General features: G+C 62.2%; 20 protein-coding genes and 1 rRNA gene. 12 read left to right on the top strand and 9 right to left on the bottom strand.

Annotated features, from left to right (window positions below; genetic code table 11):
• The first annotated feature begins 170 nt into the window (after positions 1-170).
• The 6 genes from flbT (at position 171) to ACTIGC_RS13265 (ending at position 4818) form a co-directional block, all read left to right on the top strand.
• Positions 171-581 carry a flagellar biosynthesis repressor FlbT gene (flbT, locus tag ACTIGC_RS13290; RefSeq protein WP_439634873.1) on the top strand — a complete coding sequence of 137 codons (411 nt, stop codon included), beginning with the start codon at positions 171-173 and terminating at the stop codon, positions 579-581.
• Between the two features lie 8 nt (positions 582-589).
• A complete protein-coding gene (flaF, locus tag ACTIGC_RS13285) occupies positions 590-964 on the top strand; it encodes a flagellar biosynthesis regulator FlaF (RefSeq protein WP_439634872.1) in 375 nt (124 codons plus the stop codon).
• A 268-nt stretch (positions 965-1232) separates the two neighbouring features.
• Positions 1233-2063, top strand: a complete 831-nt coding sequence (locus ACTIGC_RS13280; protein ID WP_439634871.1) for a flagellin — start codon at positions 1233-1235, stop codon at positions 2061-2063.
• Positions 2064-2418: 355 nt separating this feature from the next.
• Positions 2419-3246 (top strand): flagellin, encoded by an 828-nt coding sequence (locus tag ACTIGC_RS13275; RefSeq protein WP_439634870.1) that lies wholly within the window; start codon positions 2419-2421, stop codon positions 3244-3246.
• A 157-nt stretch (positions 3247-3403) separates the two neighbouring features.
• Entirely contained in the window at positions 3404-3778 is a 375-nt protein-coding gene (locus tag ACTIGC_RS13270) for a flagellar protein FlaG (protein WP_439634869.1), read from the top strand.
• A 206-nt stretch (positions 3779-3984) separates the two neighbouring features.
• The gene (locus ACTIGC_RS13265; protein ID WP_439634868.1) at positions 3985-4818 is read left to right on the top strand and encodes a flagellin; all 834 of its coding nucleotides are present in this window, start codon (positions 3985-3987) and stop codon (positions 4816-4818) included.
• A 77-nt stretch (positions 4819-4895) separates the two neighbouring features.
• Here the strand turns inward: ACTIGC_RS13265 and ACTIGC_RS13260 are convergent, their stop codons facing one another.
• Together ACTIGC_RS13260 and ACTIGC_RS13255 are read right to left on the bottom strand one after the other, a co-directional pair.
• Complete coding sequence (locus ACTIGC_RS13260) at positions 4896-5621, bottom strand: TorF family putative porin (protein ID WP_439634867.1); 726 nt, start codon at positions 5619-5621, stop codon at positions 4896-4898.
• Positions 5622-5946: 325 nt separating this feature from the next.
• The gene (locus ACTIGC_RS13255; RefSeq protein ID WP_439634866.1) at positions 5947-7317 is read right to left on the bottom strand and encodes an ammonium transporter; all 1371 of its coding nucleotides are present in this window, start codon (positions 7315-7317) and stop codon (positions 5947-5949) included.
• A gap of 573 nt (positions 7318-7890) precedes the next feature.
• Between ACTIGC_RS13255 and pseC the strand changes: the two genes are divergently transcribed.
• The gene (pseC, locus tag ACTIGC_RS13250) at positions 7891-9069 is read left to right on the top strand and encodes a UDP-4-amino-4,6-dideoxy-N-acetyl-beta-L-altrosamine transaminase (protein WP_439634865.1); all 1179 of its coding nucleotides are present in this window, start codon (positions 7891-7893) and stop codon (positions 9067-9069) included.
• A 4-nt stretch (positions 9070-9073) separates the two neighbouring features.
• Here the strand turns inward: pseC and pseB are convergent, their stop codons facing one another.
• On the bottom strand, positions 9074-10072 hold the full coding sequence (gene pseB, locus ACTIGC_RS13245; protein WP_439634864.1) for a UDP-N-acetylglucosamine 4,6-dehydratase (inverting): 999 nt from the start codon (positions 10070-10072) through the stop codon (positions 9074-9076).
• Positions 10073-10297: 225 nt separating this feature from the next.
• Here pseB and ACTIGC_RS13240 point away from each other — a divergent pair, with 225 nt between their 5' ends.
• Positions 10298-13078: a hypothetical protein gene (locus ACTIGC_RS13240; protein WP_439634863.1), complete on the top strand. Its 2781-nt coding sequence runs from the start codon at positions 10298-10300 to the stop codon at positions 13076-13078.
• A gap of 133 nt (positions 13079-13211) precedes the next feature.
• Here the strand turns inward: ACTIGC_RS13240 and hfaD are convergent, their stop codons facing one another.
• The 3 genes from hfaD to hfaA are packed head-to-tail and all read right to left on the bottom strand — an operon-like array spanning position 13212 to position 15878.
• Complete coding sequence (gene hfaD, locus ACTIGC_RS13235) at positions 13212-14393, bottom strand: holdfast anchor protein HfaD (protein WP_439634862.1); 1182 nt, start codon at positions 14391-14393, stop codon at positions 13212-13214.
• The gene (hfaB, locus tag ACTIGC_RS13230; protein ID WP_439634861.1) at positions 14341-15333 is read right to left on the bottom strand and encodes a holdfast anchoring protein HfaB; all 993 of its coding nucleotides are present in this window, start codon (positions 15331-15333) and stop codon (positions 14341-14343) included. The genes hfaD and hfaB overlap by 53 nt, the downstream gene beginning before the upstream one ends.
• Before the next feature lie 2 nt (positions 15334-15335).
• On the bottom strand, positions 15336-15878 hold the full coding sequence (hfaA, locus tag ACTIGC_RS13225) for a holdfast anchoring protein HfaA (RefSeq protein ID WP_439634860.1): 543 nt from the start codon (positions 15876-15878) through the stop codon (positions 15336-15338).
• A gap of 98 nt (positions 15879-15976) precedes the next feature.
• Between hfaA and ACTIGC_RS13220 the strand changes: the two genes are divergently transcribed.
• Together ACTIGC_RS13220 and ACTIGC_RS13215 are read left to right on the top strand one after the other, a co-directional pair.
• Positions 15977-16687, top strand: coding sequence for a rhomboid family intramembrane serine protease (locus ACTIGC_RS13220; protein ID WP_439634859.1), 711 nt, complete (start codon positions 15977-15979; stop codon positions 16685-16687).
• Positions 16688-16760: 73 nt separating this feature from the next.
• A complete protein-coding gene (locus ACTIGC_RS13215) occupies positions 16761-17849 on the top strand; it encodes an alpha/beta fold hydrolase (protein ID WP_439634858.1) in 1089 nt (362 codons plus the stop codon).
• Positions 17850-17877: 28 nt separating this feature from the next.
• Here the strand turns inward: ACTIGC_RS13215 and ACTIGC_RS13210 are convergent, their stop codons facing one another.
• Genes ACTIGC_RS13210 through ACTIGC_RS13200 form a run of 3 tightly spaced genes read right to left on the bottom strand, consistent with a single transcriptional unit; the run spans position 17878 to position 20368 of the window.
• A complete protein-coding gene (locus ACTIGC_RS13210; protein ID WP_439634857.1) occupies positions 17878-18510 on the bottom strand; it encodes a glutathione S-transferase family protein in 633 nt (210 codons plus the stop codon).
• A gap of 14 nt (positions 18511-18524) precedes the next feature.
• Positions 18525-19076: a GDYXXLXY domain-containing protein gene (locus ACTIGC_RS13205; protein ID WP_439634856.1), complete on the bottom strand. Its 552-nt coding sequence runs from the start codon at positions 19074-19076 to the stop codon at positions 18525-18527.
• Positions 19073-20368, bottom strand: a complete 1296-nt coding sequence (locus ACTIGC_RS13200) for a DUF2157 domain-containing protein (RefSeq protein ID WP_439634855.1) — start codon at positions 20366-20368, stop codon at positions 19073-19075. The genes ACTIGC_RS13205 and ACTIGC_RS13200 overlap by 4 nt, the downstream gene beginning before the upstream one ends.
• A gap of 108 nt (positions 20369-20476) precedes the next feature.
• Here ACTIGC_RS13200 and ACTIGC_RS13195 point away from each other — a divergent pair, with 108 nt between their 5' ends.
• On the top strand, positions 20477-20908 hold the full coding sequence (locus tag ACTIGC_RS13195; RefSeq protein ID WP_439634854.1) for a CBS domain-containing protein: 432 nt from the start codon (positions 20477-20479) through the stop codon (positions 20906-20908).
• A 660-nt stretch (positions 20909-21568) separates the two neighbouring features.
• Positions 21569-21691: ribosomal RNA gene (locus ACTIGC_RS13190) — 16S ribosomal RNA — on the top strand; the annotation flags it as partial.

Here is a 21691-nt window from a genome sequence, read left to right as displayed (position 1 = left end):
GGCTGAATCAAATAGGTCTGAACGAAACAGGCCTGCTTCGATTAAGAAGCTGCTAACGATTGGCGATGTGCAGTTTGTGTGGCGTGCGCAACGGTTTCTTCACCCCGTTTGCAGAACATCGCTATCAACGGGGGATGCACATCTGCATGATCTGTTAAGGGGGCCCATCCATGCCGCTCAAATTGTCCTTGAAGCCGGGCGAGAAATTCGTGCTTAACGGCGCTGTTGTCGAGAACGGCGACCGGCGCGCGACGCTGGTTCTCCAGAACAAGGCGTCGGTGCTGCGTGAAAAGGACATCATGCAGGAGCATGAGGCCGACAGCCCTGCACGGCGCATCTATTTCCCGGTGATGATGATGTATCTGGAGGGGCGGGCCGAGGGCGCGGTTTATGACCAGTTCGTCCTGCGCATGACCGAGTTCATGAACGCGCTGACCAACCCCGAAGTGCTGGCAGATTGCGTATCGGTCAGCCGCGATGTGATGGCGGGGGATTTCTACAAGGCGCTCATCCGCTGCCGCAAGCTCATCACTTACGAAGATCAACGCACGGGCCGCACGCCGGCCGCCGCGAAGGGGTAGACCGTTTCATGTCTTACCAAGCCTACCAGACCGCTGCTGCGCGCACTGAAGATCCCCGGTCGGCAGAATACCGGCTGTTCGGCCAGGTGACGCGCGCGCTGCTGGCTGCGCGTGAGTGCGGGGCAGCGGAGCTGTCAAAACGCGCCGACGCGCTGGACTGGAACCGCCGGATGTGGACGGCGTTTGCCGCCGATTGTTCCAGTGAGGACAACAAGCTGCCGGAATCGCTGCGGGCCGCGATCATTTCGCTGTCCATCTTTGTCTCGCGCCAGACCAGCGACGCGATACGCGACAATGACGCGGTGGATACTCTCATCGAGATCAACCGCACCATCATGCAGGGGCTCGCGCCCCAGGGACAGGGTGCCGCCAGCGCGGCGTGATGCCCGGACGGCATGGCGAGCAGTGAGGCCGGACCCCTGTCCGGCCTTTTTTGTGCCCGGCTGCCGGAGCGGCGCTTTTTGCCGGTCAGGCCAAACGCGTCCGGCAGATTTGACCGGGCAGGGCGAGCTGTCCGCCGGGCAGAATAATTCCACATAGAAATCATAGGCCTGCGAGGGCGGCGTAAGGCGCCGAACCGGCATGGGGTTTGCGCGTGGCGCAGCAGGACAAAACGTCCCTTACCCACTTCCAGAATGGAGGAACCCCACAATGACCAATTCTGTGAACACGAACTATGGGGCCATGGTGGCCCTGCAGAACCTGAACAAGACCAATATGCAACTGCAAACCACGCAAAACCGGATCAATACCGGACTGCAGGTCGCAAACGCGAAGGATAATGGCGGCATCTACGCCATTGCCCAGCGTATGCGGTCGGATGTGAGCGCGTATGGTGTCGTTCAGGACAGTCTGAACCGCGGCATCTCGACGACGGATGTCACGCTGGCCGCGGGTGAGGCGATTTCTGATCTGCTTATCGAAATGAAGGAAAAGGCTCTGGCCGCCGGCGATACGTCGCTTGATACGCCAAGCCGGGTTGCTCTGAACGAGGACTTCAAGGCATTGCGCGACCAGATCGCGACAATCGTCGAGAATGCCGAGTTCAATGGCCTCAACCTGATCGATGGCAGTGCAACGAACGGCTTCATTGCCCTTGCCAATGCGGACGGCTCGAAGACGATCACGGTCGGCACGGAGAACCTCTCTCTGTCCGGCACCATCGTGACGCTGACTTCGACCGCTTCGTTTGGCACGGCCACCGCCGCTTCCGACATCGCCTCGCAGATCGCCACTTCGCTGGAGAATGTGAACAGCGCGCTCGCGCGTCTGGGCACCAAATCAAAGGCGCTGGAGATCCATCAGACGTTCGTCACAAAACTCTCTGACGCTCTGGAAAGCGGTATCGGCAATCTTGTCGATGCGGACATGGCAAAAGAGTCCGCAAAGCTTCAGTCCCTGCAGGTCAAGCAGCAGCTTGGCATCCAGGCCCTGTCGATTGCGAATTCTGCGCCGCAATCCGTACTCAGCTTCTTCCGGTAAGGGCAGAATGGCGGGGCCGTCCTTCGGGGCGGCCCCTTTTTCTGGTCAGGCGCGGCGTTAAGAGTCTGTTAGCAAATCGTTGAATTTCAACAAAAATTATTGATTCGGAAACCGGCAAGAAGTGCCGCCTGGGCAATATCTGCCGGGTAAATGCGTGCTTACCGGGCAAAAACTGCCGGGTGCCGTTGAGGCGGCTTTTTTGGTGCGTGAGCCAAGCCACTGAAACCTATTTGAAATTCAGACTTCACGGAGAAAGTGGTTCGACTTGGCCCCGCCCTTGCTGGGGAGCGTACGGGTCAGAAGACCTGGCACGCAAAACGCGCGTCACACCATAGAACGTGAAAGGAGCCAAGAAATGGCTAGTGTAAATACCAATGCGGGCGCAATGGTCGCCCTGCAAAACCTCAACAAAACCAACTCGCAGCTGCAAACCGTCCAGAACCGTATCAACACGGGTCTGGCTGTTTCGTCTGCCAAGGACAATGGCGGCATCTACGCCATCGCCCAGAACATGCGGGCGGAAGTCGGCGGCCTGCGGGCTGTCACCAACTCCCTCGATCTTGCCATTTCTACTGTCGACGTGGCCCTGGCCGCCGGTGACGCCATCTCTGATCTTCTGATCGAGATGAAAGAAAAGGCGCTGGCCGCTTCGGACGTGTCGCTGGACAGTGCGTCGCGTACGGCTCTGAACGAAGACTTCAAGGCTCTGCGTGACCAGATCTCGACGATCGTCGAAAACGCCGAGTTCAACGGCACGAACCTGATCGATGGTTCGTCCTCTGGCGGCATTTCGGCTCTGGCCAATGCCAAGGGCACCAACACGATCAGCGTGACCGACGAAGACATGTCGCTGTCCGGCACCATTCTCGGCCTGTCCGGTGGTACGGATATCGCGACCCAGTCCGACGCGAGTGCAGCTGTGACGGCTATCGAGTCGGCCCTGACCAACCTGAACTCGGCGCTGTCGCGTCTGGGTACGGGCTCAAAGTCTCTGGAAATCCACAAAACGTTCGTGAGCAAGCTGTCCGACAGCCTTGAAAAAGGTATCGGCAACCTTGTTGACGCCGATCTCGCGAAGGAATCGGCCCGTCTGCAGTCCCTGCAGGTCAAGCAGCAGCTTGGCATCCAGGCGCTGTCGATCGCCAACTCCGCACCGTCCACGGTGCTGGGCTTCTTCCGCTAGGTTAGTGGTGGGGAGAGTGGCGGGGGCATTACGTGGGGTTCTGCCTCCGCCGCTTTCTTTTTCAAGGGGACTTTGGCCCTTCGGGCGTTGAAAGGGATTGGACTTTTTAAGGGGAAGTGGGGGCGCGTGAATATAGGAGCGCCAGCCAGGTGACGTTATGAACGCTATTACAGCCATATCCGGGCGAGAGCTCGTTGTGCCGGTCACAGGCATCGCCATGAGCGCCGCCCCTGTCAGCGCGGCGGTCAACGTGGTCCAGCCCGTGGAGCAGGGCGCACGCCAGCCCAACCCCGATGCCCGTGACACTCTGCGCCAGAGCGAGGCCATTGAAGAGATGCGCGCCCAGCTAAGCGCGACCGGGCGGACCCGTCTGCAGATCGAGCGGGACGAGGACAAGGCCGGCCGCTTCATCTACAAGCTCATGGACCCTGACACGGGCGAAACGCTGCGCCGTTGGCCGCCTGAAAGCTTCGGTGACCTTGTCTCCTTCCTGAAAAACGAGACCGGCGGCCTGATAAACGAAACGGCCTGACCACATCGCCTGCCCGGCAGATTTTGACCGGCACAGGCAGGGAATTTTTGCCTTCGCTCGGCCCGCTGGCCCGGCGAAGGCATTTTTGATTCCGGCAAACGCACTGAATATATTGATCTAATCTCAGATTCACCCTGATGGCCCCGCTCTTGCTCGGTCCAGCGCGAAGGGCTGCCAAAAGGCGGCGGGACTCTGGGAGAAGACCGATGGCGCTAAGCGTCCAGACAAATGTATCCGCGATGCTCGCATTGCAGAACCTGAACAAGACCAACCAGGATCTGCAGACCACCCAGAACCGGATCAATACCGGCCTGAAGATTGCGGGCGCAAAAGACAATTCTTCGGTGTTTGCGGTGGCCCAGTCCATGCGTGCTGATATTGGCGCGCTCGGATCGGTCAAGACGTCGCTGGACCGTGCGGTGTCCATTGGCGATGTGGCCATAGCGGCCGGCGAGGCGATCTCGGATCTTCTCATCGAGATGCGCGAAAAAGCCACGGCCGCGATGGACGCTTCCATCGACAGCTTCTCGCGTGCTGCCTATGACAGCGATTTCAAGGCGTTGATCAACCAGATCCAGGTCATTCTGCAGAATGCCGACTTTGACGGCGCGAACATGCTCAACGGTACGATCCCTGGGGGCATCGCCTTCCTGGCGGACGCGGACGCCGCCCGTTCGGTCACGCTGAACACACAGGATATGAGCTTCTCTGGGGCGATCATGACCCTGTCTGCCACTGCCAGCCTCGGTACAGTCACGCTGGCGGCGAGCGCCGTCTCGTTCGTCAATGCCAGCCTTGATAATGTGAACGCTGCGCTGGCACGGCTCGGCTCTGACCTGAAGAAGATGGAGGCACACCGGACCTTTATCGGCAAACTCAGTGACAGTCTCACCGCCGGTGTCGGCAATCTGGTAGATGCCGATCTTGCACGTGAGAGCGCGCAGCTGACCGCCCTGCAGGTGAAGCAGCAGCTCGGTGTCCAGGCCCTCTCGATCGCCAACTCCGAACCGCAGATCATCCTGTCGCTCTTCGGACGATAGGTTTCGTCCGAGGGGGACGAATAAAGGGCGCAGCCGCAAAGCTGCGCCCTTCGCATTTTCTGCATTCCGCTAAAGCGCTAGAAGGCCTTGGAAATAGTCAGAACTGCCGTCGAGTTACCCTCGCTCAGGCTCTCGGACGTGTCGATATAGGCCAGTGACCAGTCCACTCCGAGGGCGCTCCATGCCAGTCCCAGCGACCAGTTCCACTTGTCATCGCCATCGCCGTCCGGGTCCCCGAAAGCGCCCGTCTCATAGCCGATGCCGCCGATCAGGCTGAGGCCGCTATCGCCCAAGGGATAGCTGGCATCGTAATAGAGGTAGAGATTGTCATCTCCGCCGATATTGTCCTGCTCAGGCGCGTAGGCCACACCGAAGGTGGACTCCAAGGCCCCGGTCGTAAACGCGACCGATCCATAGAACTCCCAGTAATGCACGTCGGACTCGCCCGGATAGGTGTAGACGAGCGCACCGACGTCAAATTCGGCGCCGGCCGCTTCAAAGGCGAACCCGGCATACAGGTCCAGTTCCAGTTCGGAATTGCCCACCGGCTCGATACTGGAAGCCCAGGTGCCAACGTAGAAGCCATTGGCAAAGCTGATGTCAAAGCCGCCCTGAATGGCGGGGTCGCGGTCCGAAAGCGAGATGCCACGGAAGCGGTAATCGCTGACCAGAGCGACGTTCGCTTCGATGGTGATGGCCTCTTGTGCCTGGGCGGACGGTGCCAGGGCGAGCGGAGAGGCAGATGCCGCCAGAAGCGCGGCCAAGCTGTATGCGCGGTAGCGTGAGCTGATGAGATGTTTCATGTCTAATCCCCTTGGGTGTATGGCTGACCGGATTTCCGGCCGCCGGTTCTGAAAGGCGTGCGGGCCCCTGAGCTTGCGCGCGCCTTGGACCGCACCGGAGCCGGCCAGCTTTTTGGCGCTGGCGAGGCCCAGGTGAGATCGAGAATGGTCAGCTGGAACAGGCGTTGCCGTTTTGGCGGGCGCACCTGCTTTTCACGTTTGCGAAGCTTGCCTGCTGGCGCCGGACGCGGGTGTGAAGCCGTGTCTGGCGCAGGCTGTCCTGCCCCGGGCTGACCGATGAAGGGCGGCCGGGCGGGAGGGTGCTCCCCCCGGTCCGCCATTTTTGTCAGCTGGTAGCCGGGGCTTTGTCCTTTCCCGGCAGAAATTCCGGATAGGCACTGTGGCCAAGCTCGGTGTAGTCGCCGCCTACCGTCTCTTCATCAGGCTTCAGGCGGATGCCGACCGTGATCTTCAGCACCAGGAAAACAATAAAGCTGGCGGTGAAGGCGAATGCGCCGATAGCGCCTATGCCGATAGCCTGAGTGACAAAGTCGGCGTCCGGATTGGTCAGCGGCACGATCATCGTACCCCAGATGCCAGCGAACAGGTGGACCGGGATGGCCCCGACCACATCGTCCAGGCGGAGCTTCTCCAGCAGGATCGCGCCGAAGGTTGCAATGACGCCGCCGACGGCGCCAAACAGGATGGCCTGCCCGATAGTGGGGGTGAGCGGTTCTGCCGTGATAGAGACCAGGCCAGCCAGCGCGCCGTTCAGCACGGCCCCCAGATTGGCCTTGCCGCGTCCCAGAGCCAGCGTGAGCAGGTAGGTGGCCACCACGCCGCCGGCAGCGGCCATGTTGGTGTTGGCGAAGATCTGCGCGACGGCGGTCGCGTCCGCTGCTGAACCCAGCGCGAGCTGTGAGGCGCCGTTAAAGCCGAACCAGCCGAGCCAGAGCACGAACGTGCCGAGCGTTGCCAGGGGCAGGCTGGAGGAGTGCATCGGTATGGCCTTGCCATCGACAAAACGGCCCGTGCGCGCTCCGAGAAGGATGACGCCGGCCAGTGCTGCCCATCCGCCGACCGAGTGAACGATCGTCGAGCCGGCAAAGTCGGAGAAGCCTGCAGCGTCCAGCCAGCCTTCGCCCCATGTCCATGCGCCCTGGATGGGGTAGATCACGGCGGTCAGGACCACCACGAACAGGAAAAACGCCCCGATGCGGATACGCTCTGCCACGGCGCCGGATACGATAGAGGCCGTGGTGGCCACAAACACCATCTGGAAGAACCAGTCGGAAGCGGTCGAGTAGCCGTTTTCGGCCACGTCGATCACCTCATCGCCGGTCAGTTCGCCCGGCGACCAGGGGAAGGGAATACCGAAATAGCCCCCGCTCTGGTCCACACCATAATACATCAGGTTATAGCCAACGGCGTAGAACATGATGCCAGCGATGGAATAAAGGCCGATGTTTTTCAGGCAGATGGCAGCCGCGTGCTTGCCGCGGACCGAGCCGGCCTCAAGCATGGCGAAGCCCGCCGCCATCCACATCACCAGAAAGCCGCCGATCAGGAAAAGCAGCGTGTTGAAGATATAGGCCGCTTCATCTGTGACCTGGGCCGCTGCGGGCGCGGCGAAGGCTATCGCACCGCCAAGCGCCAGCGCGCAGCCCCAGGCAAGCGGGCGCGCGCGCCGCGGCGCGCCGATTGTGTCTGAATGCATGGATAATCCCCTGTTATATGTTTTTGAGCCGGAAGCCGGCGGGCAAACAGAGGAGATCGGTCCGGTGCCGGACATGCCGTCACAGCCGAACGCTGCAGAATTATACATCGCGCCGTCTCCTCCGCGTCGTTGTGCGGGGCTGGCGGGATCGCATTGCAGAGGCTTCGCGCTGGTCTGACGCCGCGCTTTGTCACAATAGCTTTGCGTAGGCATTGACGCGCTGCAACATCATTTGATGCGGTTTCGCTGCAACGCAGCGAAATGTGACAAAAATGCCTCTATGTTTAATTGGTATAAATATAAAAGGGGAATATGTCTTGTGCGCACAGGAAATGAGGCCGTGTGGACACGGCCTCAAGTTTCTCTGCAAATACGGATCACCAGAACCGCACGAACATCGCGTGACGCGGCGCCAGATGAGTCAATATGGACTTCGTATTTCCCGGTTGTTAACGCGAATATTGCCGTCTGTGCTCCTTGATGGGGCCACTATGCCCGCAAACGGGGCGGGAGCTGGCGGACACGCGACTCACGTCATGCTGGCGCGCAACACGAACGCCATGGAGCGGATCAATGACCGAGCAGGCCGATTTCCTCGCCTATGGGCGGCAGGACATTGATGAGAACGACATCGCAGCGGCAGTGCGCGCATTGCAATCGGACTATCTGACGACCGGGCCGGAAATCCCCGCTTTCGAGGCGGAGTTCGCGGAGTTCACCGGCGCGGCTTACGCTACTGCCTGCTCCAATGGCACGACGGCGCTGCATCTCGCACTGGATGCGCTGGGGGTAGGCGAGGGGGATCTCTGCATTGTCCCGTCCATCACCTTCATGGCGACGGCCAATGCCGCGCGTTATTGCGGGGCGGAGGTGGTGTTTGCCGACGTGGATCCTGAGACGGGCCTGCTGACGCCTGATACGCTGGCCGCCGCGCTGAAGCGTGCTGGCGGGAAGGCGAAGGCGGTGCTGCCGGTGCATCTGGCGGGCGTGCCGTGCGACATGGAGGTGATTGCGGCCCTCGCCCGCCAACATGGCCTTGCGATTGTCGAAGACAGTTGCCACGCCATCGCCTCCCGCGGCGCATCAGGCGCCATGGTTGGAGCGTGCGCGCATAGCGATGCGGCGACCTTCTCCTTCCACCCGGTCAAATCGCTCACCACGGGCGAGGGCGGGATGGTGACCACGAACAGTCCCGATCTCGCCGCCCGCATGGCGCGTCAGCGCAGCCATGGCATTGAACGCGATGCGGCGAGGTTTGAGCGTGCCGAAGGCGCGGACGAGCCCTGGTATCATGAGATGGCATCTCTGGGCTGGAATTACCGCCTGCCGGACATCAACGCCGCGCTTGGCCGGGCACAGCTCGCCCGCATGGCGCAGTTCGCCGCCAAGCGCCGGGCGCTGACGGCGGCTTATCGCGAGCTTTTGCGCCCGCTCGCGCCGCTAGTGCGCCTGCCTGCCGATCCGCCGGGCAGTGATCCGTGCCGGCATCTGCTCAATGTACGAATAGATTTCCACGCAGCCGGACGCACGCGCGCTGAGGTGATGAATGCGCTCAAAGCGCGCGGTATAGGCACACAGGTGCATTACATCCCGGTCCATACTCAGCCCTATTACGTGCAGCGCTATGGCGTTCTGCATCTGCCGGGGGCCGAGGCGCATTATGCGCAGACATTATCGCTGCCGCTCTTCACGCGGATGGAGACGGGCGATGTGGCGCGGGTGTGCGCCGCGCTGGGTGAGGTGCTGGGGTAGCCAGCTACCCCCCGAACGCCTGCCCCAGCAGGGATTGCAGCGCACGTGCGTCGAGCCGCTCAGGATTGCTGTCAGAGGCGTAGGAGAAGCCGTCAGGGGCGGCTGCGCCCGCGTCCAGCCATTGCGCCATCAGCGTTGTGCGCTGGGCGGGCACGATGACATAGCGGTCTTCCAGCTCGACCGTTGAGCGGGCATCGTCCTCCGGCACCATGATCTCGTGCAGTTTCTCGCCGGGACGGATGCCGATAATCTTGTGCGGCAGGCCGGGCGCCAGCGTGCGGGCGAGGTCCGTCGTGCGCATGGACGGGATTTTCGGCACGAAAATCTCGCCGCCCTTCGCCATGGCCAGCGAGGAGAGGACGAAGTTCACCCCTTGGGTGAGCGTGATCCAGAAGCGGGTCATGCGCTCGTCGGTAATGGGCAGATGGTCTGCGCCTTCGGCAATCAGCTTGTTGAAGAAGGGCACGACCGAGCCGCGTGAACCGACCACATTGCCGTAGCGCACCACCGAAAAGACCGGGCCATCCTCGCCGCCGATATTCTGGGCCGCGCTGAAAATCTTGTCCGAGGCGAGCTTGGACGCGCCATAGAGATTGATCGGGTTGGCCGCCTTGTCGGTGGACAGGGCGCAGACATGCTTCACGCCGCGCTTGATGGCGGCGCGCACCACATTTTCGGCACCGAACACATTGGTGCGGATGCATTCAAACGGGTTGTACTCGGCAATCGGCACATGTTTGAGCGCAGCGGCGTGGATCACCACGTCCACCCCGCGCATCGCCATGTCCAGCCGCCCCTCATCGCGCACATCGCCGATGAAATAGCGCATGAAGGGGTATTGCGCGGGCGGGAAGAGCTGCGCCATCTCGTACTGTTTGAGCTCGTCGCGCGAAAAGATGATGAGCTTTTTCGGCTTGAACTCATCGATCACGGTGCGCACGAAATGGTGGCCGAAGGAGCCTGTGCCGCCGGTGATCAGCACGATCTTGCCGTCCAGATTCATGCGCGGGGACCGGAAGTCCCGGCCGAGGAAGAGCGGTTCCAGACCGGGCGGTGGCTTTGGACGCTATGGCGCTCATTTGTCCTCGCAAGGCAAACATCGAATCAAAAATCTGACGTTAACCTTCCGCCTTTAGCCGTTAACACTCCCTTAGCCTTGGTTGACGTTCGCGGGCGTAGCCGAGCAGCGGGCTAACCTTTTGTTGGTGATGCTTTGCGAAAATGGCCGGTGGATGATTCTGTCCGCAGGGAGCCGACCGTGATAGCTGGCCTGTCAGGCGATGTTCTGGGTGCGTGGTTTTCCGCACAGAACGCTGCACGCAACGCAGCGGCGAACACGCGCGCGCCCCTGCAGCAGACGCTTGGCTCCACGCGTGACAAGGACGTGCTGCCGCCGTGGGATCCGCGCGGCGAAGTGACAGCGCTGGATGCGGTACGCCGCTCGGTTCTGGCCAATGGCCGCTTCTTCGACTCCACTGCCAGCGCCTTCTCCGGGCTGAATGTCAGCCAGGACGAGAAAAAGCTCTATGCGATGTTCACCGGCCTTCGCGCGCTGCAATCGCTGGCCGCTGCGGCCAGTGAACGCAATGCCAATCCGGTCGATCTCGCCTTCTGGAATCGCCGTTTCCAGGAAGGCCTTGGCCAGATGGATGATTTCTTCTCCAAGCTGAAGCTGGACGAGATCTCGGTGCTGAAGAACACCCAGCTGACCAGAGCGGAAAGCGAAGTGGCGGTCAGCCGGGGTATCAGCGAATACACCACCGGCATTGTTCACAGAGGGCCGGCTGATCAGGCGGTCACGGCCTTTCAGGGCGATGTCGAGTTCACGGTGACGGTGCGCAAGAATGGCGGTGACATCAATGTCGCCATTGACCTCAATGAAATGGGCGCGACGCCGCGTACGATGGGCAATGTCACCGACTTCATCAATTCCAAGCTGGAAGAGCAGGAGATTATCACCCGCTTTTCGGCTGTCCGCGTGGGCGAGGTGGGGCCTGCGGGCATCGTCACGGCCAATGACTGGGCGCTACGCATCAATGGAGTGCTGACCGAGCAGGTGTCGTTCTCTGCGCCGCAGGGCAAACCGGCCATCTATATGGCAGGCGTGACCGGCACAGGCGACAGCGCGGCTGGCCAGCTTTCCAAGATTATCGGACTGGATGGCACGCCCACAGTTCAGTTTGCGCAGCGCATAGAAGCGGACGGCACCGTGACTGATGTGCCCTTGCCTGGCGGAGAGACGCGCAGCTCCACCGCCGCCAATCCGCTAACCATCGATTCCATCACGCAAGCGCCCGATGGCGGCATCTATGTTGTTGGCCGGACCAGTTCGGGCGTGAACGGGCAGGACATCAAGGGCGAGTCTGATCTTGTCCTTATGCGCTACGATTCCAACGGCAAGGAAGTCTGGAGCCGGGTGCTGGGCGCGGCGGGCGAGGCCAATGGCGCATCGGTTGCCGTGGACAGTGCCGGCAATGTCGTTGTCGCAGGATCGGTGAAGGGCGCGCTGGGCGGCACGAACGATCTGGGCGGCGAAGACTCCCTCGTCGTGAAGTTCAATGCCGACGGGGTGGAGCAGTGGGCGCAGCGCTTTGGCGCCGCCGGCGATGACCGTGCCAACGCCGTAACCATTGGCGATGACGGTACGATCTATGTCGTCGGTGAAGCGCGCGGCAGTTTTGGCGGCATGACCAATCAGGGCAGCCTTGATGGCTATGTCCGCGCGATCGGGGCAGACGGCAGCGTACTCTATACGCGCGGCGTGGAAGCCAGCGCCGGTATTGAACGCGCGCGTGCCGTGACAACCGCGCAGGATGGCGGACTGCTGATTGCCAGCGAGGTTGACGGGCGGGCGGTCATCACCAAGTTCGCGCCCGGCGATGACGGCACGGGAGATCCGGTCTGGACGCTCGATATGGGCTCGCTTGGCGGCGGCCGCATAACGGCCATCACCGTGGATGATGATGGCGCGATCTATCTGACAGGCGGCGCTGGGGCGGCCTTCGCGCCGAGCGCGCCGCTGTCAGCGAATGAGGGCGGCCGGGATGCCTTCCTGGTAAAGATCGAGGACGGGGCCAGCGCCTCGGTCAGCTACACCACATTCCTGGGCACGGGCGTAGATGATCTCGCCACCGGCATTCAGGTGTCGGGCGGCAAGGTCTATCTGTCCGGCACGACAAATGGCGAACTGCCCGGCGCAAACCAGAACGGTACGCGCAATGCGTTCGCGGCCGGGTTCGATGCGGCCACCGGCGCGCATGAGTGGACTCAGCAGATTTCAGGGCGCGGCGGTGTTTCGCAAGGCGCAGGCATTGTCGTCGATCCGCAGGGCGACTCAATCCTGTCAAAACTCGGCCTGCCGAGTGGCAAGATCGTCTATGCCGACAGCCGGGTGGTAACGGCACAGAGCGCAGCGCGGACGGGCGACCATTTCTATATCTCGGTCAATGGCGGGCGCCAGCGCAAGATTACGATCGAGGCCGGCGAGACCATGCGCTCGCTGACCTTCAAGCTGAATGCGGCGCTGCTGCTGGGCGGCACTTCGGCTGTCGGGCGGCGTACAGGTGAAGAGTTTCTGCGGATTACACCGCGCGACGGGGTCAGCATCGAGCTGAAAGCCGGCGCCGACGGCCAGAATGCGCTGGAAAGCCTCGGGCTTCCCTCCGGCACGATCACGGGCAAATCGCTGACCAAGAAAGGCTCGCGCGATGAAAGCGCGGCCGCGCCGCCAACTTTTTCGCTGCGCCTCGGCGGCAGCTATAATGTCGGCAGCCGCGATGCGGCTCTTGCCGCGAATGAAGCGCTGACTGAAGCGATGACCGTAGTCCAGCGCGCCTGGCGTGAGCTGACGCAGGACCCTGCGCTCAAACAGCTGCTGGAAGGTCCGGGTGCGGGCAAAAAGGGCGGCAAGGTGCCAGCCTATCTGCAGGCCCAGCTCGCCAACTATAATGCCGGTCTTGACCGGCTGATGGCCAGCAGTCCCCAGGCTGGCACGCTGGGGTTTTTCTAAACGCTGTCTGGCGGCTGCAGTTTGGCGACGGTGCCTAAGCCATTGTCGTCACCCGCGCAGAGAGTCCTACCCCCGGGAACGGGGGGAGACACCTTGGATGTACCCCGGTTCACCAGTGCGGCGCTGACCTCGTCTAGTTCCCGCCACCAATGGTGGAGAACGTCGAGACATTTCCGACGGCTGTTGCCGTGCCAGTCATGCCGCCGACATAACCATTGGCCCGCATCTGGGTGATCGAGCTGATCGCACCGGAATTGACCTGATTGACCTGGGCGTTCAGCCCCACAGGGCAGGTCGCGCAGATATAGGCAGACTGCGCATTGCCGATAGCCGAGCTGGTGCCATAGGCGGCCATGCCGGTTCCCAGCTGCATGGAGACCTGTCCGGTCACTGCGCCGGAATTGTTCTGCGTCACGCCGCTAAAGGCATCTGCCCCAATATTGGACACCAGCGCGTTGTTGCCAACCGCGTGAGCGGAGCCAACCACCGGGCCGTCACCGAACGTGCCAACGGCAAGCGTTGTCGTGGCGCGCACTTCGCCGGAATTGGTCTGGCTGCCCTGCAGATGGCCATAGCCCCAGTCATTCTGGCTGGACGCTGTATTGCCGGCGGCCTCGGTCATCGCCGTGACGCCCCAGTTGGCATGGGCGATGTCGGCATCGACGGTTGAGCGCACATTGCCGCTATTTTCCTGGTCGGCGAGCGCGATGATGTTGGCCTCATAGCCGGTCACGGTCAGACTGTTGCCCGCGCTCTGCGCGGTGGCAAGCGCGGTTTCAACCTCTTCGGCCTCAATCTGCGAGCGCGCCTCGACATCCGCCTCGGAAGACTGGCGGACATTCATCGGCATATTGCCCGAGCCCATAACCTCGACAGCGTTGGCGGTTGCCATCGCCGATTGCGCGGTATTGCCGCCATAGGTGTTCAGGCGCAGGGCGGAGAGGGCCGATACGCTGGCGCCTGCGCCAGCAGTCTGCCCGGCGTCCATTTCCAGACCGTTTTCGGCGTCCACCGTCAGGGCGTTGCCTTGAGCGGTCGCAAACCCGGTCGACAGCCCCCACACCGAATCGGCTTCGATATCGGTGGTGGCGCTCGTCGCGCCATTGGTCACCTGGGTGGACGTGACTTCCGCCTCGCTGGCGAAGCTGCCGCCGGCGGAGTTGCTTTGCGCGGTTGCGATGGCGGTCGCAATTTCCGTCGTGGCGGCGTCAATCTCGACAGTGGCATCGACCGGGGCGCTATTGGCCTGGTCGTTCTCCACCCTATCGATAGACGCCGCGAAGGACGCTGCGGATGTCGCTATCGCGGCGGTCATGGCCGCGATTGACGTCAGTGCGAGCCTGGACATAGGGAGCCTCCGAACCGGCATAAGCCGTATTTAGCTGGACACCGCCGGTAACATTCGACGGTCCGATAGGGTCATTGAACTGGCAGACGGCTTCCGCCGGCACACCATAGAGCTGGGATGACATTTCAAGCACGGCGCGCTCGATAACCGCGCGAACGGCAAGCTGGACAGGTTCCAGCGAGCGGCCACCGGCGGACAGATCCACCACCGCGTCACCGAAGAAGGCGAACATGCCAGCCGAGATTTCGCGGCCGATGATCTGCTTCTGGTAGGAAACCACGTCGACCACTTCGAGCGTGCGGCTGTCCACAAGGCGCAGGTCCAGCGCGACATTCATCACATAAATGCGGCGCGAGAAGACGCCCGCCGGGCTGGAGTCCACGCTGTCACCGGCAAATAGATCCTGGCCGTTGGAGCGGATATTGGAGTTCAGCTCGGTAATGCCGCCGACGAGGAAATAGTCAGAGCCGGGCATGGCGCCCGCGTAGATCTGGCGGAAGCCCTGCTGCTCGTTCTCGTCACCGATCAGCTGGCTATTGGTATAGCGCAGCTCCAGTTCGGCGACAGACGTGTCAAAACGTTCCACCAGACGGGCGCCCGCCTTGGCAAAGGCGCTCATCGCCATCAGCGATGCGCCTTGCGTCACACGCGTTCCGCCTTCAGGGGCGAGTTGGCCAGTATAGTCTGCGATGCGGCCGACCGCGACGCGCGGGGCGGGGCGGCCCTGCTGGCGCGCATGGCCGGAAAGGCAGACCAGAGCCTGCGAATAGGGGGTCGGGTTGGCCGTCACCGGCGCATTGCCCGTCGGTGTGGCGTACAGCCCGTCAGAGCCGGAATTGGAGGTGGCACAGGCCGATACGGTCAGCGCCGATACGGCAGCCACCAGGAGGCTTTTGATGCGGGTCATGTCTAGGGCTCCCGATTGGGATCAGAGGAGGGGGCAGGCACGGTCGCCTGAGGAATGACGTTCAGCGTGCTTCCAGCAGATTCCATGCCAGCAACAGACGGCGCCGCGCTGGAGATGAGCGGGCCGCCCGTGCGGGGCTGGGCGCTGGAACTGCTGGCATTGGCTGTCACGTCACCATTATTGATCTGGCGCGAGTTCACGACGACGGTGTTGTAATTGCCGTTCACCACGACATTGAGCTGGTTGGCGATGGCGGTCGCAGACGAGCCGGTATACTGGCCGCTGCCGCCTACGCCGCCGCCAAGCCCGGTAGAACCCGTGACGGTGCCTTGCGCCGAGACGCCAACGCCTGTTTGTATGATGCCATTGATAACAACCCGGTTGGCACCGCGCCCGCGCTGGCCGGTATACGGGCTGCTCTCTTCGCCGCGCGCCATGCCGTAGGGCTGGTTCCAGTTGTCGCCGGCCTGCTGCGCAGCCGCCATCGGTGTGGCAATCATGGCCAGCGCTGCGGCGGTGAGGGTGACTTTGGCAAAACGCGGCATAATCTTTTCCAGTGTCCTGTTTGGATACGCTTGGACCTGATTGCTGCAACGCGTGTGCCAGTTGCGGTTCGGGTGAACCTGCAAAGAAGGAAGAGCCATTGACCGAACGCGAACCCGATGGCCCCGGCAGGTCAGAGCCGCCCCTGCCACCGGCTGCAAGCGCCGGGCCGGTCAGGACGCCGTTTCTGGGGCCAGGCGTATCGGGGCTGGTGCTGGCTTTGTGTGTGCTGACGCTGGCCGTGCACGCTGTGGATAGCTGGGCGGCCGCCAACAACCCTGCCCTGCATGGGCTGATCATGTGGTCCGGCACGCTGGTGACAGCGCCCGACATGCTGCCGCGCCCGCCGCCCGAAGCGCCGCTGGCGGGCCTCAGCCCCTATGTGCTGCACGTCTTCGTGCACGCGGGCTGGTGGCATGTCCTGCTCAACATGGGAATTTTGCTGGCCGCAGGCAGCGCTGCAGCGGCGCCGTTCGGGCGTGGCGTTTCCGCTGCTGCGGGATTTCTGGCCTTCTATTTCACCTGTGCCATCGCGGGAGCGGGCCTGCATGCGCTCGTCCATGTAAATGAGCCGACCTTCATGGTCGGGGCGTCAACGGCGGTGTCGGGCGTGTTTGCCGCTGCCGGGTGGGCATCAGGAGGGCGGGCCGGGATGTTGCGCCTGGCCGTGCCATGGCTGCTGATCAATGCGCTGATCGCTATTGGCGGAATTTTCTATTCCATACCGATTGCGTGGGCGGGCCATGTCGGCGGCCTGCTCGCGGGCATGCTGCTCTACCCGGTCTTTGTGAGGGTGTTCAGGCGGGGCTGAGGAAGCCTTGCATCCAATTCTGCGGGGAGAGGCATCTCAATAAACAAAACAAGCAACCGGAAGGGTTCTCCCCATGAAGATGTCACTGCTGACACTCGGTCTTACCATTATGTTGTTTGGCACGGCTGCGAGCCTTGAGCCTCCAGCAGATCCGTATTCAGAAGCGCGCGAGCTGATCGCCGACATTCAGCATATCGCGACACCCGACGGTATTGAGGAGCAGCGCACGGTCACGCTGGGCGGTCTCGAGCAGTGGATCACCATTCGCGGCACAGACCGGACCAATCCGGTGCTCCTTTACATTCACGGGGGACCGGGCGCCACGATGATGCCCGTCTCGTGGACCTTCCAGCGCGGCTGGGAGGACTATTTCACCGTAGTGCAGTGGGACCAGCGCGGTGCTGGCCGGACGGCCCGCACCAACCCGGTAGAGGCCGTGGCCGGAACACTGTCGCTGGACCAGGTTGCCAGCGATGCGGTTGAACTCATCGCCTGGCTGCGCGCGCACCTGGGCGTTGATCAGGTTATTGTCGCGGGTCATTCGTGGGGAACACTGGTCGGGCTGAGCGCCGTGCATCAGGTGCCGGAACAGGTTTCAGCCTATGTCGCGATAGGTCCGGTTGTCTCCATACCTGCCAACGAGGCAGCAGGCTACGCGATGCTTCTTGAGGAAGCGCGGGCGCGAAATGATGCCGAAGCGCTGGCAGAGCTGGAAGCGCTTGCGCCCTATCCCGGCGATCTCACCTTTGAACGGCTGGGCGTGCAGCGAAGCTGGGTCGGCCGTTACGGCGGATTGGCAGCCTATCGGGACAATGCCCGCCATTTCTTCCGCGCGCCGCGCCTGTCGCCCGACTATGACCGCGAGGATGTGGCCGAGATCAACCCGGCCACGCTGCGGATTTTTGACGAGATGTTCGATGATTTCGCAGGGATCGACCTCACAGGCATATCCCGGCTTGATGTTCCGGTCGTACTCTTTCTGGGGCGTCACGATATCAATACGCCCACCGGGCCGGTGCTGGACTGGTTCAATACGCTGGAAGCGCCTCACAAGCAGGTAGTCTGGTTTGAGCACTCTGCCCATTTGATGCCGGTTGAAGAACCAGGCAAGACGTTGATCGAGCTGGTGAACACGGTAAGGCCGCTGGTAGTCGCCGATTAGCGTCTTGCGTCGACCGGGGCCGGTCCGCTTAGCCGTCAGGGAAATTGCGCGCCAGAACGGCGCCCACGGCAGGGTTCTCGCCAATGCTGGCAGCGATTGCGGTCAGACGGGGCGAGTTCGCTTCGTGCCACGCCTTGCCGGGGCGCCAGTTGGTCATCACACCGATATAGATATCCAGCGCGCTCATATGCTCGTCGAGAAACCAGGGGCTGCCTGCCGCACTGTCCAGCTGCGTGTACAGCTTCTGGGCGTATGCGTTGACGGCCTTGAAGAAGGGTTTGCGGGCGGACTCCTCCGCAACGAAGCGGGAGGGATCGTCAGCGTAGGTGTAGGTCGGGTAGATATTGGCGACGATGAAGACAAGCCAGCGCAGGAAAGCGGACCGCTCAGGTGTCTCCGGGCCGGGTACCAGCGCGTCGCTTCCCGTCAGGTCAGCCAGATACAGCGTGATGGCAGCGCTTTCTGTCAGGATTTCGCCGGAGTCCAAAATGAGCGTGGGTATCTGGGCGAGCGGATTGATGGCAGCCAGCTTTTCGCGCGCGGCGGCGTCCTGGAACAGGTCACCGCTTTCCACCAGCTGGAAATCAATCCCGTACCAGGCCAGCTGTGCCTCCACGATGGCTGATCCCCAACCTTTATTGGCGTAGAGATGCATGGTCATCGGGTGCTCCTCCTTCAAAACAGCCTGTCGATATGGTCCTCGCCATCGATTTCGAGGCCACGGATCACCGCGCTGCCCCGATCACCCAGTGACACGATCAGGCGCAGGCGCGATTCGTTGCGCAGAGTCTCCAGCTCAAGTGCCGCCTCAGGCGAGGCGAAATAGCGCTCGATATTGTAGTGTACCGTCAGCCACTGGCCGGGCTCTTCGCCAAGGCTGCCGGCATACCGGACGCGGCCCTCTATAAACGTGCCGCTGCGCGGGGAGGGATAGACCGATACGGGCAGGGAGGAGCCGTCCGGGCCGGTTTCCAGTTCGACCCATATCCGGTCGCCCTGCTCAAACACATGCTCAGTTCCGCCTCGCAGCTGCGTAGTTTCAAGGCGCTGCAGGGGCGTAACCAGCTCGACATAATGGCCCAGCAGCAGATCGCGCGGATCAACCGGCTCCATGGTGAGGCGAATCTCGGTTCCGCCTGCGCGCGCGGCGGCCTGATTGATGACCATCAGCGCCAGCAGCGCCGTCATGGCGGCGGCGATGAGAGACAGGCGAATCATCACGCTCATGGCTGGGTCTCCGTCGTGCGTGCGTGTTTGCGGCTCTGAAGCCGCATGGCGATGACCGACATCGCAATCAGCAACAGCCCGCCGACCAGGAAGAAGAGGGCCGTATCGAGCAGGCTGCCAAAGAGGGCGGTGTAGACGTGCAAGGCTTGCGCGATGAAAAGCACAAGGCCCAGCCCGCCAGTAAAGCCGCGCCCTGCACGTGCGCCCTCAGCCACCATGGCGGCAGCCAGCGCGAAGACAGCAATGCCTGCGAGGACTTCCAGCGCGCCTACCCATCCCGGAGCGAACCAGGGAATCAGTGCGAGCAGCAGGCCGGCAAGCGCGATTGCCGGCACCGTCAGCGCCGTGGCCGGCCGCATGGCGCCTGTACGCACGCGCATGAGAGCAAGCATGGTGATGGCGGCAATGCTGACCATGCCTGTGAAGAGCAGGCCGGTGGTCGCCCCGCCGCTGGCGCGGGCAATGGCGAACTGGGCAGCAAATGCACTGATGACGGCGCCGGTCATCAGCCAGCGCGAAATGATTCGGCTCATGGCCAGGCCGCGTTCCTCTGCAACCGCAAAGGCAAGCGTTCCAGCCGCGCAGATGAGTGCAAGGGAAACGAAGAGGGCGGGTGTGGAAAGCTCGCCTTCACCGCCGCCTGCCCATCGCACCAGCGTATAAAGCCAGGCCAGCAATCCCGCGCCGAGCAGGTTTGCCGTGAGCCGGCTTTCCATCCGGATGGCAAGGCCGGTGACCACTAGCCATAGCGGAACAAACAGCCAGACGATGCGGGGCGTCAGCGGATTGACCGTTTCAAGCACCATCCAGCTACCGGCGAGCAAGGCGGACAGTGCGAGCACTGGCCGGGACGGGATGGCGACGGCGACCGCAAGCGCGCCAAGCGCCCAGATCAATATGCCGGTGTTGCGGAACGCGCTGATATTGAAGGTCTGGGCTGTGAGCATGATCGCGGCGCCAAACAGAGATGCCCCTACAAGCGCCAGAGCGTGGCCGAGCGCAGGGTTGTTCCGCCGGAAGCTTTCGCCGGCTCCCCCCAGCGCCGCCCATAGTGCGGCGAGAATCAGCGCGAAACGCGCCAGCTGCGGCATCGCTGCCCAGTTGGCTGCAACAAAAGACAGGGCCGCAAGCGCCAGCAGAACCGCGCCGAGAATCAGGCCGGCGCCTGCAGCGCTCCAGTGGCCGGGCCTTTGCGCGTGATCGGCGAGGATGGCGTCGCGGTGCGCCGGTTCGACCCAGCCTGCAGCAATCCAGCGATCGAGATCGCGTTCGAGCCCGCGTCTTTTGCTCATGGAATGCATCCCTCCGGCATGTTTCTGCCGGTCCCCGGAGACAATTTGCGCCCGGGACCAGCTTGAGGCATCATCCCTACAGGCAATCTTGCCGATATGGAGGCAGCCATGAATGTTGCCGCGATACTCGCCCAAAAGGGCAGGGACGTCATTACAATTGCGCCTCACACAACGCTGGCAGAGGCGACGCACGTACTGGCCGAACACCGCATCGGTGCCGTTGTGGTGGCCGACAGGGACGGTGATGTGGCCGGTGTGTTTTCCGAACGCGATCTGGCCAGGGCCATTTCACGTGACGGTGCAGCCGTACTGGACCAGCCGGTCTCCTCGGTGATGACTCGGGCGCTCGTAACGGCCAGTTCCACCACCCATATAGACACGCTCATGGAGCTGATGACCGAGAAGCGCGTCCGGCACATCATCATTATGGATGATGGCCGTATGAGCGGTTTCGTGTCGATCGGCGATGTAGTGAAACGCAAGATCGAAAGCGTGCAGGCCGAGGCCGGGGCGCTGAAAGCCTATATCGAAACGGCCTGACGCCCCGATTGCAGCGCGAGGGTGTGGATAAGTCGGCGAAAAGCTTCATTTCGCTCTTGCGCTGGCCGCGAAATCTCGTCATATTGCGCGTCCTTTCCGAGTAGGACAGGACTTGCGAAGGCCGCGCTTACGGCGCTGCCGCGGAGTTTTATGCTCTGCAGCCAGGCCGATGAGGTTTAGCAGCAAGTTCGGAAATACTCGGTTGACACAGGGTTGGCGGTTCCATAAAAGCCGCCACCTCGCGTCAAGCGGACGACATCGGCGGCGGCCTTGTTGAGCGCCGGGGCGGAAAGCTGTTGCCTTCCACACCGGACTGCAGAAGCGCTGCACAAAGTCGGAAGCGGACGTTGACAGGGGGTTCGGGGTTCAATAGACACCGCGCTCCCAACGCCGGGTGGCCCACCAAGACGGGCGGCGCGGCGGGTTCGGATCGGAACGGAAGTTCCTGATTTTGAACCAGCTCTTTGACATTGTTGATTTTGGAAAGAGAAACGCAGGCGGCGGCGCTCTGCGGGCGGAACTGGCCACTGGCCTAGGCCGCTCATGAGGCGCCGAAATTGTCGCGTTTCTCTATAGTGACGATTGTTCGTCGCTCCTTCGGGGGTGGCGACCACAATCTCCGTCACTTTGAGTACGTTTTATGCAGTGTCGGGGTCGAATCAACCTGAGAGTTTGATTCTGGCTCAGAACGAACGCTGGCGGAAGGCTTAACACATGCAAGTCGAGCGCGCCCTTCGGGGTGAGCGGCAGACGGGTGAGTAACGCGTGGGAACGTGCCCTTTG

The organism is Glycocaulis sp., assembly GCF_051859565.1.
In the GTDB taxonomy this organism is placed as follows: Bacteria; Pseudomonadota; Alphaproteobacteria; order Caulobacterales; family Maricaulaceae; genus Glycocaulis.
The sequence above is the reverse complement of the archived record's forward strand: the minus strand, read 5'-3'. Positions and strand labels throughout refer to the sequence as shown.

Coding starts and splice junctions, on each gene's coding strand:
- ACTIGC_RS13275 (WP_439634870.1), top strand. CDS start 2,419: ATGGCTAGTGTAAATACCAATGCGGGCGCAATGGTCGCCCTGCAAAAC.
- ACTIGC_RS13215 (WP_439634858.1), top strand. CDS start 16,761: ATGAAGATGTCACTGCTGACACTCGGTCTTACCATTATGTTGTTTGGC.
- ACTIGC_RS13195 (WP_439634854.1), top strand. CDS start 20,477: ATGAATGTTGCCGCGATACTCGCCCAAAAGGGCAGGGACGTCATTACA.
- pseC (WP_439634865.1), top strand. CDS start 7,891: ATGACCGAGCAGGCCGATTTCCTCGCCTATGGGCGGCAGGACATTGAT.
- flaF (WP_439634872.1), top strand. CDS start 590: ATGTCTTACCAAGCCTACCAGACCGCTGCTGCGCGCACTGAAGATCCC.
- ACTIGC_RS13280 (WP_439634871.1), top strand. CDS start 1,233: ATGACCAATTCTGTGAACACGAACTATGGGGCCATGGTGGCCCTGCAG.
- hfaB (WP_439634861.1), bottom strand. CDS start 15,333: ATGACCCGCATCAAAAGCCTCCTGGTGGCTGCCGTATCGGCGCTGACC.
- ACTIGC_RS13200 (WP_439634855.1), bottom strand. CDS start 20,368: ATGAGCAAAAGACGCGGGCTCGAACGCGATCTCGATCGCTGGATTGCT.
- ACTIGC_RS13260 (WP_439634867.1), bottom strand. CDS start 5,621: ATGAAACATCTCATCAGCTCACGCTACCGCGCATACAGCTTGGCCGCG.
- ACTIGC_RS13210 (WP_439634857.1), bottom strand. CDS start 18,510: ATGACCATGCATCTCTACGCCAATAAAGGTTGGGGATCAGCCATCGTG.
- hfaA (WP_439634860.1), bottom strand. CDS start 15,878: ATGCCGCGTTTTGCCAAAGTCACCCTCACCGCCGCAGCGCTGGCCATG.
- pseB (WP_439634864.1), bottom strand. CDS start 10,072: ATGAATCTGGACGGCAAGATCGTGCTGATCACCGGCGGCACAGGCTCC.
- hfaD (WP_439634862.1), bottom strand. CDS start 14,393: ATGACCGCCGCGATAGCGACATCCGCAGCGTCCTTCGCGGCGTCTATC.
- ACTIGC_RS13255 (WP_439634866.1), bottom strand. CDS start 7,317: ATGCATTCAGACACAATCGGCGCGCCGCGGCGCGCGCGCCCGCTTGCC.
- ACTIGC_RS13270 (WP_439634869.1), top strand. CDS start 3,404: ATGAACGCTATTACAGCCATATCCGGGCGAGAGCTCGTTGTGCCGGTC.
- ACTIGC_RS13205 (WP_439634856.1), bottom strand. CDS start 19,076: ATGAGCGTGATGATTCGCCTGTCTCTCATCGCCGCCGCCATGACGGCG.
- flbT (WP_439634873.1), top strand. CDS start 171: ATGCCGCTCAAATTGTCCTTGAAGCCGGGCGAGAAATTCGTGCTTAAC.
- ACTIGC_RS13265 (WP_439634868.1), top strand. CDS start 3,985: ATGGCGCTAAGCGTCCAGACAAATGTATCCGCGATGCTCGCATTGCAG.